Raw genomic sequence first — 11,760 nt, 5'->3', positions numbered from 1 at the left:
TCTAAATCAGGTGAATATTAAATGACTCTTAAACTGTGTCATCAGGTACTCTTGCATCTTACTTAAGTCTGATATCTTCTGGGGAACAGCTTTGTTGTTGTCAGGTAGATTGATGAGTCGAATTAATGGATTTGTCGGGCGACGTAATTTCTTGAAATTCGCCAGTGTTGTAGGTATTGCAGCTATTACTTTTGGTGATAGCTTTTGGAATACAGAGCAAACTGCTGTTGCTGATATTCACCCAGTTAACCCTAATTCAATCAGTCCGAATGAAGCCATCAAACGCTTGCTTGATGGTAATCAAAGATTTATTGATCAAAAACGTCAATATCCCGATCAATCACTAGAACACCTACGATTAGTTGCTAAAGCTCAGTATCCCTTTGCCGCCATATTGGGCTGTGCAGATTCTAGAGTACCTGCGGAAATTGTCTTCGATCAAGGACTTGGAGATTTATTTGTCGTGCGAGTTGCTGGTAATGTTGTCAGTGACACGGTAATAGGTAGTCTGGAATATTCTACAGCAGTATTGGGTTCGCAGTTAATTATAATTTTGGGTCATAGAAGATGCGGTGCAGTAGCAGAAGCAATCAAAAACGAACCACTTCCTGGAAGAATTGGTTTAATTATTGAAGGTATCAAACCATCTGTAGAAAGGGTAAAGTTCACAACGGGTGATAATATGCAAGATGCAGTTATAGCCAACATTCAGTATCAGACTGAAAAATTGCAGGAAAGCTCAACTATTTTAGCTAAATTAATCCGTGAAGGTAAACTAAAAATTGTTGGTGCTTGTTACGATATTGACACTGGCAAAGTCAATATTATTACTTGAATATTTCACAGTTGTAAAGTGTAGAATTCTTAGTTAAATGATGTTAAACAATTATTAATTATATATTTTTTTAGCACCAATATAGAGTTGTATACCCCTACAGTTAATGCATTTGTTATAAAGATTTTTTAAAATAGTGTTGGTGATGTTTGAATTGATCTACGCTAACCCAAACTCACGAAAATTTAGAAAAAACTTAAAGCTTGTAAACAAATAAACCCAGCAGGGAGTATATAACAAGGTTGCCTGCCAGGAAGGTATAGTATATTCTAGCCATGTTTGATTGGTTAGCGCTTATTTGTAAAAAATAATTGCGTATCCCTAAATACAATAACTAAATGCTTCGGAAAACACAGTTAAGAAAAGTTACTAAATAGGTTAATTTCCAATTAAAATCCAATACGCTGGGGTTAAGAGTTATTGGGTTTAAATAATTAGTTTTTCAAGACGCGATAAATCGCGTCTCTACATTAGGGTTTTGTTGCTCATTCTAAACTGTATTGAATTAAAACCAACAATTTCCCGAATGGGGAGGATAAGGGGAACAAGGGAGAATGATTGAACAAGTTTCTTCTTTGTCTCTTCCCAATGCCCAATCCCCAATGCCCCATAATATAAGAAAGCGCTTCACACTTCTTAAATAATCAGCTTTATTAGAACAATGGCGAGAGACTTGCGGGGATTCATGAAAATTTTGGAAGAAAGAGGACAATTACGGCGAATTTCAGCTTTAGTTGACCCAGACTTGGAAATTGCTGAGATATCCAACCGGATGCTGCAAAAAGGTGGGCCAGGGTTGTTGTTTGAAAACGTCAAAGGCGCTTCCTTCCCGGTGGCGGTGAATTTGATGGGAACTGTAGAAAGGATTTGCTGGGCGATGAATATGCAGCATCCAGAGGAGTTGGAAACTCTGGGGAAAAAATTAAGTATGCTGCAACAGCCAAAACCACCGAAGAAGATTTCCCAGGCGATAGATTTTGGAAAAGTGCTGTTTGATGTGGTAAAGGCGAAACCAGGACGAGACTTTTTCCCCGCTTGTCAGCAAGTTGTGCTTCAAGGTAATGATTTAGATTTAAATAAGTTGCCCTTGATACGTCCTTATATTGGTGATGCTGGCAAGATTATCACGCTGGGACTAGTAATTACCAAGGATTGTGAAACTGGGACTCCAAATGTAGGAGTGTATCGTTTACAACTACAATCTCAGAATACGATGACGGTTCACTGGTTATCGGTGCGGGGTGGGGCGAGGCATTTGCGAAAAGCAGCCGAACGTGGGAAAAAATTAGAAGTTGCGATCGCACTTGGTGTAGATCCTCTAATTATTATGGCAGCTGCCACACCCATCCCTGTAGATTTATCAGAATGGCTGTTTGCAGGACTTTACGGCGGTTCGGGCGTACAGTTAGCAAAGTGTAAAACTGTCGATTTGGAAGTTCCCGCAGATTCCGAATTTGTCTTGGAAGGAACGATTACACCAGGGGAAGTTTTACCAGATGGGCCCTTTGGCGACCACATGGGTTATTACGGCGGCGTGGAAGATTCGCCGTTAATCCGGTTTGAGTGTATGACGCACCGGAAAAATCCGATTTACTTAACAACATTTAGCGGTCGCCCACCTAAAGAAGAAGCGATGATGGCGATCGCACTAAACCGCATTTATACTCCCATACTGCGGCAACAAGTATCAGAAATTGTTGATTTTTTCCTCCCAATGGAAGCTTTGAGTTACAAGGCGGCGATTATTTCCATTGATAAAGCATATCCAGGACAAGCGCGACGGGCGGCTTTAGCGTTTTGGAGTGCCTTACCACAATTTACATACACCAAATTTGTAATTGTGGTGGATAAAGACATAAATATTCGTGATCCGCGTCAAGTTGTGTGGGCCATTAGTTCCAAAGTTGACCCAGTGCGAGATGTCTTTATTTTGCCAAATACACCTTTTGATACCTTGGATTTTGCCAGTGAAAAGATTGGCTTAGGAGGACGTATGGGAATTGATGCAACTACAAAGATTCCGCCGGAAACAAACCATGAATGGGGTTCGCCTTTAGAATCTGACCCAGATGTGGCGGCGATGGTAGAGAGACGATGGGCAGAGTATGGTTTGGCAGAGTTGCAGTTAGGAGAAGTAGACCCGAATTTGTTTGGCTATGATATGAAGTAACCTATTATATCATGTCCGCATAATTAGTTATGATTTCCACAGTCATTGCACCCCTCCCCGCAGGCGGGGTGGGGTTCTTGATATCTGTTGTAATAAAATATCAAAACGAAAAAGCTGGAGAACACAGCCTGATATAAATATCTCTTTGCTCGTCAGCAAAAGACCTTCTTCCATGAAGTATTCTTGTATTATCAATCATTAAAATATCGCTTTTTTGCCACAAAATTTCCGTAGTTACTTTTTCAGCAATTTCATTAAGTTCAGAGACAACCTCTTCAGGAATTTCTGAATCATCTTCAAAATTAAGAATCTTTGGGCTTAACTGCTTTGTGGGCAATAGACTATTAATAAATACCTGATATTTTCCACATCTGCTGGGGATAATAGCTGGAGAAATGTATTCAAGCAGAATCGATTGATCGTTATTTACTGTCAGATGCGTATTATTCTTCTGACACATTTCTTCTAAGTGATTCAAATCATCTGTTTGATATTTTTTCTGCCAGTCCTCTTGAGATATCCGAACAGTAAATTTTAACTTCTTTTTGCTGAATAACTCTTTGGTTGAACTACTAATTTCATTAAAAAATTGTCTACCATCACATACCGTAGTTTCACCATCTTCTAATGGTGGATTCGCACAGAAAAACCACAGCATAAGTGGGATATTTTGCTGATAATACATTTCACCGTGCAACTTAATCTCAGATTTAAAATCATTGACGCTTAAAAGAGTCTGATCTCCATTAATTACCCTTCTACTGAATGCACCACCAGCATAATTGATAAAATCGATACTCAAGAGATTGGTAAATTCTTTAAAAATATCAACATCAACATCAAATCCTCTAAAAAGTAAGATTCCATTAGCCTTAAATAAGCTAATAATTTCTTCTTTGTCTAATTCTAAAATACTCACATTGTCGAGATTATTAATTTCTTGAACTATGCTATCTGATCTGGAATGTATTTTCTTATTCATATAACTTAATGAATCTTTGTCGAAATTTTAACTTACTGTTGGCGTTAACTACACCATATACTGACACATTAATACTCAATCATATCTTTGTGTTGCATCCATCAGCATAGGCGTAGCCCGTCGTAGACATCGCAGAACTAAATTTTGTAAAATTAAAAGTGTTATTATAGTACTAAAATTTCTTTGATAGAACTACGTTACAAAGTTAACCAAAATTTGTTTAGGTAGATTCAGAGATATAAACTAAGACTTCAGCCTTGGGTAATGATGCCAGAAACTTGAAGAAATTATGACAAAAAAAGTGAAAAATCTAGCATCAAAGTTAGCGATCGGATTGGCATTCAGTTGTATTAATATAATACTCAATACTGGTATAGCTAGTGAAATAAGTTTAGCGAAATCAATTAATTCTCAAAAGTGCGATCTTTTTGCCTACGTCACCGATACAGATGCCCAAGGTTTAAATGTGCGGAGTGGTGCAAGTACAAATAACGTAATTATAGGACAAATACCCATCAACGAAACAGTTCAGGTTATTGGTGCTGCTGGAAATTGGGTGCAGATTACTAATGCTAGCAATGGTTTTCAAGGAACTGGATGGGTATTTGTGCCAAAGTTAGGCTTAACAACGCGGGGCTACGGTACTAAGGGCGTGTATTTATATACTGGCATAAATCAAGAAAGCCAAAAAGGGAGAAGAATTCCTGCTAATACGGCTGTCAAATTGCTAGGCTGTCAAGGAGATTGGGCGCAGGTGGAATATCAAGGTGTTAAGGGTTGGTTGACAAGGGAAGATCAATGTGGCGCAGCCCTTACTAGTTGTTCTTAGAACCTCACTCCCTCCCCATAAGCGAGGATGGGGCTATGAGAATTACTTTTAAAATTTTGGTTTTGAGATATTTGTTATGGCTTATCCATTTCCAGGAATGAACCCGTATTTAAAAGATCCTGAATTATGGCCAGGATTACATGGGAGACTAATAGTAGCGATATCTGACGACAAGCTGCTTCGCATCTACGCAGATTACCTCTTTCCTCAATTACGTCCTAAATATTTTGTCGCCATTGAAGAACGAATTTATCAAACTACTGGCAATGATAAACTCTTGGTTGGTATTCCTGATGTAATAGTACAAAATTCACAGACAGCAATAAATCCTAAAATACCGAATATAGCTGTAGCTACACCTGCTATTCAACCTAAAACGGTGACAGTTCCTATACCTGAGATAGTAAAGGAAAGATATTTAGAGGTGCGAAAGGTAGGAACAAAAGAAGTGGTGACAGTGATTGAAATTCTCTCACCTAAAAATAAACGTAAAGGGGAAGGACGCAACGCATACGAAACTAAGCGACAACGAGTATTAGGAAGTTCAACACATGTGGTAGAAATTGATTTATTACGCGTTGGAGAACCAATGTTAGTTTTTGGAGATGGTATGCAAAATACATCCTCATTTCTAAATCGCACAACCTGCAACCCCAAACTCTCCAAAAATTCTTGACGTATCGCATCTTCCTCTTGGGTATAGTCATGAATTTCGCCATCTACTTCCACCACTAACTGCGCTTCATTACAGTAAAAATCGACGATAAAACGGTCAATTGTTTGCTGACGGCGGAACTTGAAACCCAAAATTTGCTTGTGTCTCAACTTCTGCCAAAGTAGCTTTTCTGCTGGAGTTGGTTGACACCGCATCTGTCGCGCCAATGGCTTAAGTTTTTTCCAAAATTCCTGTGGGGTTTGCCAAGGGTATCCTGGAACCCCACTCCCTAACCCCCTCCCCGCAAGCCTATCCATTACCCGGATCTTTCTTAACATTTGCGAGAGTATTCACTCACGTTTTTTATAACCCTGATTCGTTCGTCGTTAATTCTCAATAAAAACCTACTTTTAGCGAGAATATTAAGAGGTAACTTGTCAAGTATGCCTCACACCGAGCGTGTTTAAGATGCCTACAAAACAAGCGTTTCAAGATTGTAAAGAAAGATGTGACTAATGGATAGCCCGCAAGCGAGGAGGGGGGACTGGAGTCGGTGGGAGGCTTGGGGTTGTGATTTTGGGTCATTTGCGATCTTGGTGGTTAGCTAATTAATATTTCATGTATTATTAAGAGCGATCGCACTCTTCCCCCCAACTCCTCAATACTCTGGCATAATCAAACATGGCCGCACCTTCAAAACTAATCTAAATTACGCCAATGTCCAACGACGAGTATCATAGCCCATTCTAATATATTAATTTAAATGAATAATTATTACAAAATAGTAAACAATTTTTGGGAATATCATCCAAGCTAATTAAAAGGTTTACGCCGAATGGATATTTTAATAGAATAATCTCATCAAAAGATTCGCAGAAACATAAATGGACTGGATTACACTACTGCGATCGCTACAGTCTGATTTTATTAAAAGGTTAGCATCTGGTTGTCTGCTTCATTGTGAAACAGAAGGTCAATATAGTGAATTAACTATAATTTCTGGAGAGAGGTTAAAGGCACTACGGGAATTTTGCTGGCAGATGGCTGAAAAATATAAGCGTGTTTTACCAGTCCGTGATGTTTTTATTAGCTATCTCAAAGGAAAGTTGGGTGAGGAAGTTGTCAAAGAACGTTTAGCTGATTTTATTACCGAAGTCGATTATGAAAAGCGATTTGGCGGCGATGGCAATATAGATTTTACTTTGACTTCTGACCCATCCATTGGTATTGAAGTTAAATCTCGTCATGGTCGCATTGACAGAGTTAGATGGTCAATTAGTTCTGAAGAAGTTGAAAAAAATGCAGTTGTAGTTTGCATTTTAATTCAAGAAGATGTCAGTGAAGCACAATCTGAGTATCATCTTTTTTTGGCTGGCTTTCTCCCAACCCAAATGATTAAGTTAAAGACTGGTAAAATTTCTTTTGGAATAGAACAATTACTATATGGTGGTGGTTTATGGTGCTATCTAGAACAGTTACAATCTTCTATAAATAATTCTTCTCGGCAACAACCACCTATTTATAAATATCTTCCGAAACAGGAAATTCTATCTAAGCCAACTAATCATCAGGTACTCCAATCTTCTTTTCAGCCTGAATATGATCATGAAGATTTAAATATGTTTTATGTAAAATTGGGTGATGAATACTTTCAAAGGGGAGAATATACAAATGCAATTACTAACTATAATCAAGCCTTACAAGTTAATCAAAGTGATGTTGATTTTGTATATTATAAACGAGGTTTAGCTAATTATCAAATAGGAGATTATGAAGCTGCGATCGCAGATTATTCTCAGGCAATCCAAAAAAATCTTCATGATGCTAAATCTTACAATAAACGAGGTTTAGCTCTCTATCAATTGGGGCGATTAGAGGAAGCAATTAATGATTATACTCAAGCTATTAGAATTAATCCTAATGTTGCCGTAACCTATAAAAATCGGGCTGAAGCTCGTTCTCATGTTGGAGATAACCAAGGAGCAATTGAGGATTATACCCAGGCTATTAAAATTAATCCTCATTATGCTGATGCTTATAAAAACCGTGGGATTGCTCGTTATTTATTAGGCTCTCAGCCAGGATTTCCTCAAGCAATCAAAATTAATCCTCAAGATGCCATAGCTTATAAAAAACGTGGTAATGCTCGTTCAGATTTAGGAGATTTTGAGGGTGCAATTGAAGATTATACTCAAGCAATCCAGATTAATCCCAGTTATGCTGATGCTTATTACAACCGTGGTAATGCTCGTTCAGATTTAGGAGACTTTGAGGGCGCAATTGAAGATTATACTCAGGCAATTCAGATTAATTTTAATTATGCTGATGCTTATTATAATCGTGGTAATATTCGTTTAGAAATTGCAGATAAACAGGGAGCAATTGAAGATTTTCAAAAAGCAGCAGACATCTATCGTAAAGAAGGTAAACTAGAAGCACTCAAAGATACACGAGAAATAATATTAGATTTAGAGATAGAAGAATCATTAGATATTTTAAACTTCTAGATAATTGCTATATGAAGTAGTCTCCAAAATTTGTTTACCATCTGGCTATTTTTAGTTGATTTAGGTGATGCTGCTGCTAATGAATTGTCTCTATCATTTGACCTGAATCAGCAACGCCCACATTGGGATTATCGAGTTTTTTAAATGAGCTAATCTACCCTTTCTTTTTTTTGATAGCCACTAAAACAGTTATACTTAGTATACCTAACATTAACGAAGACTCAGGGATAGGTGTTATAGAAAAAGAAGTGAGGGGATAACCTGTGTAATAACCTTGCTCTCCTATTTCTAAATAGTCATAAGTGTAAAACACATTATATGACGATCCTCCTACGGTGTAAGCAAATCCGAATTCATCCAACGCCGGAGTTTCAGCGAATAAGAGATTATCATTGTCAAGAAATGATCCTGGAGATAACAAAGACTCTATTGGGTTGCCATTTCTTGTGCCAGTAATATCTATAATTTCATAACTATTTGTGGCTGAATCGTAGGAGTTAGTTGTTAATTTTCCTGCAACTGTAACAATGTCATTGGGGTCAAGTACACTCGTACCAGAGTAGGAAAAATTAAAAATTGCGGCTGAAACAGGAGCCATTGTAGTTGTTAAAAGGCAGACCGTACTAGTGATGGTAACTGCAAGCTTTTTGTCAAAATTCATTCCATTTTCCCTTTTATTTCAAACCATTATTAACTTTGTGTAACTAATAGGTGTTGGCAAGGGCTACGGTAGTACGTCAAAGGGTAGCATCATGTCGTTATCCTCGTGATTAAGCATGTGGCAGTGCCACACGAAGCGTCCAGTAAATGAATTGCCAAAAGGTAAATTCGCTGTGGCTTTAGCACCGAAGGGAACTATCAGACGAACAACCTCAAACGGATTGACTACCACAGTATCCTTCCAACCAGCTTCATTTGCTGCTGGTGGTTTTGCCAAACCTTTTAAATAGGGGGTAGGGTCAAGTGGTGGATAACCGAATGGCACTTTATCCCCACCAGGCGCATGGTGCATAAGTACTTGACGCGGCCCAGTAGCCCTGTATGCTGCGGAGTAGGCAGTATCATTAATTGATTGGCGGTTGAGGATTTGAAATGGTACTAGATGCAGGTGCATTGTGTGAGCGAATGGCTGTAGATTGATGAAGTTCCACTGCTCTACTGTGTCTACTTGTGGTTGCTCCCTTAATTCTGGGTGATTGGCTGCTTCATGCCAGTAAACTGCGTTGAGCATCATCGCTAACACCTGAAATTTAGAGTTCAAAATATCTGTTAGAACCAGGTTGCGCTGTCTTACTGGTTTGGTAGCAATCTTTGTTATCAATGGATTGTTTACTCGCAACCGTATGGGAATAGCTTTAGGAACAGCAGCGCCCCGATTCACTGTGAATTGCATGATTTCTGGCATTCTAAAGTAACCCTGGTCAATGACTGTAGCCAAGCCTTTGGGATACGGTGCAGCAGCGTCATTTTGCAATACGATCTTATCTCCTGGCAGACTTGTAGAAAAATCGATTAGTACATCAGCTCGTTCACCAGGCCCCAGCAGTAGCTTAGACAAATATACTGGAGTGTTCAAGAATCCTCCGTCACAGCCAATTTGAATTAGTTGCTGATTTGACGACAGCTTAAGTCTGAAGAATCGGGAGTTTGAAGCGTTAACGATGCGGAAGCGATACAAAGTTCGGTCAACATTGAGGTTTGGCCAAGCCTTGCCGTTGACAACAGCAACATCGCCGTAAAACTCATGATCCCATTTTGCTGGAAAGGACATCGAACCATTGGAATTGAAAGAATGATCTTGTAGTATCAAGGGCACTTCATAGGGCGCTCCAGCAGGGATACCAAGAGGGCCATTGCCACCGATGGGATCGTCATCATCTCGAATCAGATACATCCCAGCCAGCCCAGCTTGGAGGTTCAAGGCGGTCATGCCAAGGGAATGGTCATGATACCAGAGTGTCCCTGCTTCTTGATTGTTGTTGTAGTTGTACACATTGCTCTGTCCAGGCAGATATGTGTCTTCTGGATAACCGTCGCTGTCAGGTTCGGTATTGCTGCCGTGTAAGTGTATGACTGTCCGTGGGTTAGTTATGTCAGACGCATTGACACCATGTAAGCTTGTATCGACTGAGCCAGCTAATGGATGAGTACCGAGTTTGTTGAATGCCCGAATCCTAACTGGCGTTCCCCTTGTTACCTCGAAAGTGGGGCCAAGATAAGACAATCCGCCGTAACCCCAAGTGGGAAAAGACCCTAAGCTGCTGTGGAACGAATGTTTACCTGGGGCAATATCTAAGGTACTAGGTGGTGAAATCGGGTATGAAATGGGCAGAGACTCGGTAAATTTTGAGAGTTGAGGCGAGGCTGCATAGGTTTTCTTGGCTTTGAGTACTTCGGGAAGCAGAATTCCTACTCCTAAACCTGCACTCATCGTTAAAAATTGTTTTCTGGTTAACATTTTTGGTTGTATTGTAAAAATTAGCGTTGAGTCTATAAGGTCTTGGATTTATGCAAAAACTCTCTGAAACTCTTATCAGCTCATGATGCTATAGGTTGATTAGCGATGGCTACGCCCGCCAAAGGCATCGCACTTTGTTTACTAACAAAATATGGTTGTTTTTGTTCGACATCCCTAGCTGCTAAGAGTGTACTCAGGGTGTTAATCATCTGAGTACTTTCCTCTACAGCAGAGTTCATTTCTTCTCCCAAAATGCTATGGGTTGTTTTGAACTCCCGAATCAGGTTATCTCGATCGTTGTGAATAATTAATTGCGCCAACCGATTATATGTTACCGCTAGTCGTTTAATAGCTTCACGGCGCTCTGATGTAGCAAGCATAATATCTACTATTAGAGGTGCAGACTGAGCAAACAAGCGACCAACTATGTCAATTTCTAGACGGAAAATTGGGCTAGAAAAATTTAAGCTTCGACGGATGTCAATCTCTTCTTCTGCTAGAAAAACTCCAAGACAAAAGGTTTTAAAGTTACGGATTGCTTGAACAGCAATCATCATTTGGTCGTGTTCTTCTGGTGTAGATACAATTAGTTTACCACCATCATTTTCAATCAAATCCAGAAGCCATTGAAAAGCATCGTCTCCACGACCAGAACAGACTACAACTTTTTGAGACAAGAACGATTTGATACCTGGGCCAAACATTGGGTGCAAGCTCATTACAGGCCCACTATGCTCCTCAAGCATAGTCTGTAATATTGGAGTTTTAATACTCGCAATGTCAGCTAAAGCAGTAGTCCCAGAAAGGTATTTAGCAAGCTTATAAATAACCTCTATTGTATCTTCAATCGGAACGCAGACTAAAACTAAATCTGCTTTTTCTAACAGAGATTCTGCTTGTTCCCAATCACCGCGATCGAGAATACTGACGTAGTGACCGGCGGCTGATAACTTCTGCTGGAAAAAGTGCCCCATCATCCCCCGTCCACCAACTAGAGTAACCCGTCGTGGCTTGGTCTTAGTTGGAGGCGAAAATGCACTAGCAACAGCAGAGCTACAACCTGTAACCAGATTTTGCCACATCGACTCTGGAACACCAGCCTGCACCAAGTCAAATGCAAAATTAGTAATTTGTTCTTCTAAAGAAATGGATTGTGATTCAGCCAAAACTGCAATTCTTTTACCTAGTAAATCAATGAGTTGTTGGTCAATTTTTTTCAGCTTTTCTGGAAGCATAAGACTTTCAAAATATATTATTAACAAAGTGTAGGGGTTTAAATCTCCGGCTTCTATCAAGCCGCAAGTGTTGTGGCTCTTGTCTTTAT

At 39.4% G+C, this 11,760-nt stretch carries 9 protein-coding genes and 1 pseudogene; 5 read left to right on the top strand and 5 right to left on the bottom strand.

Going from position 1 to position 11,760, the window contains the following annotated elements; translation table 11 throughout:
- Positions 1-112 precede the first annotated feature (112 nt).
- Positions 113-835 (top strand): carbonic anhydrase, encoded by a 723-nt coding sequence (locus tag RMY63_RS14980; protein WP_322729458.1) that lies wholly within the window; start codon positions 113-115, stop codon positions 833-835.
- 661 nt (positions 836-1,496) lie between these two features.
- Positions 1,497-3,005, top strand: a complete 1,509-nt coding sequence (locus tag RMY63_RS14975; RefSeq protein WP_322729457.1) for a UbiD family decarboxylase — start codon at positions 1,497-1,499, stop codon at positions 3,003-3,005.
- A 100-nt stretch (positions 3,006-3,105) separates the two neighbouring features.
- Here the strand turns inward: RMY63_RS14975 and RMY63_RS14970 are convergent, their stop codons facing one another.
- Positions 3,106-3,924 carry a TauD/TfdA family dioxygenase gene (locus RMY63_RS14970; protein ID WP_322729456.1) on the bottom strand — a complete coding sequence of 273 codons (819 nt, stop codon included), beginning with the start codon at positions 3,922-3,924 and terminating at the stop codon, positions 3,106-3,108.
- A gap of 352 nt (positions 3,925-4,276) precedes the next feature.
- On the opposite strand from RMY63_RS14970, the gene RMY63_RS14965 reads away from it, so the two are divergent.
- A complete protein-coding gene (locus RMY63_RS14965; protein ID WP_322729455.1) occupies positions 4,277-4,816 on the top strand; it encodes an SH3 domain-containing protein in 540 nt (179 codons plus the stop codon).
- A gap of 76 nt (positions 4,817-4,892) precedes the next feature.
- Positions 4,893-5,492, top strand: a complete 600-nt coding sequence (locus tag RMY63_RS14960; protein WP_322729454.1) for a DUF4058 family protein — start codon at positions 4,893-4,895, stop codon at positions 5,490-5,492.
- Here RMY63_RS14960 and RMY63_RS14955 read toward each other — a convergent pair.
- Positions 5,489-5,686, bottom strand: a pseudogene (locus tag RMY63_RS14955) (endonuclease domain-containing protein); the annotation flags it as partial. The gene RMY63_RS14960 and the pseudogene RMY63_RS14955 overlap by 4 nt on opposite strands.
- A gap of 669 nt (positions 5,687-6,355) precedes the next feature.
- Between RMY63_RS14955 and RMY63_RS14950 the strand changes: the two are divergent.
- Positions 6,356-7,978, top strand: a complete 1,623-nt coding sequence (locus tag RMY63_RS14950) for a tetratricopeptide repeat protein (protein WP_322729453.1) — start codon at positions 6,356-6,358, stop codon at positions 7,976-7,978.
- Positions 7,979-8,132: 154 nt separating this feature from the next.
- Here RMY63_RS14950 and RMY63_RS14945 read toward each other — a convergent pair whose 3' ends face one another.
- The 3 genes from RMY63_RS14945 to tyrA all read right to left on the bottom strand — a co-directional run bounded on the left by RMY63_RS14945 (position 8,133) and on the right by tyrA (position 11,671).
- Complete coding sequence (locus tag RMY63_RS14945) at positions 8,133-8,639, bottom strand: hypothetical protein (RefSeq protein WP_322729452.1); 507 nt, start codon at positions 8,637-8,639, stop codon at positions 8,133-8,135.
- 63 nt (positions 8,640-8,702) lie between these two features.
- Positions 8,703-10,436 (bottom strand): multicopper oxidase family protein, encoded by a 1,734-nt coding sequence (locus RMY63_RS14940; protein ID WP_322729451.1) that lies wholly within the window; start codon positions 10,434-10,436, stop codon positions 8,703-8,705.
- Positions 10,437-10,516: 80 nt separating this feature from the next.
- On the bottom strand, positions 10,517-11,671 hold the full coding sequence (gene tyrA, locus RMY63_RS14935; RefSeq protein WP_322729450.1) for a bifunctional chorismate mutase/prephenate dehydrogenase: 1,155 nt from the start codon (positions 11,669-11,671) through the stop codon (positions 10,517-10,519).
- Positions 11,672-11,760: the final 89 nt, after the last annotated feature.

This window comes from Nostoc sp. ChiQUE01b (assembly GCF_034531255.1).
In the GTDB taxonomy this organism is placed as follows: domain Bacteria; phylum Cyanobacteriota; class Cyanobacteriia; order Cyanobacteriales; family Nostocaceae; genus Nostoc.
This window is presented reverse-complemented; position numbering and strand designations above follow the sequence as displayed.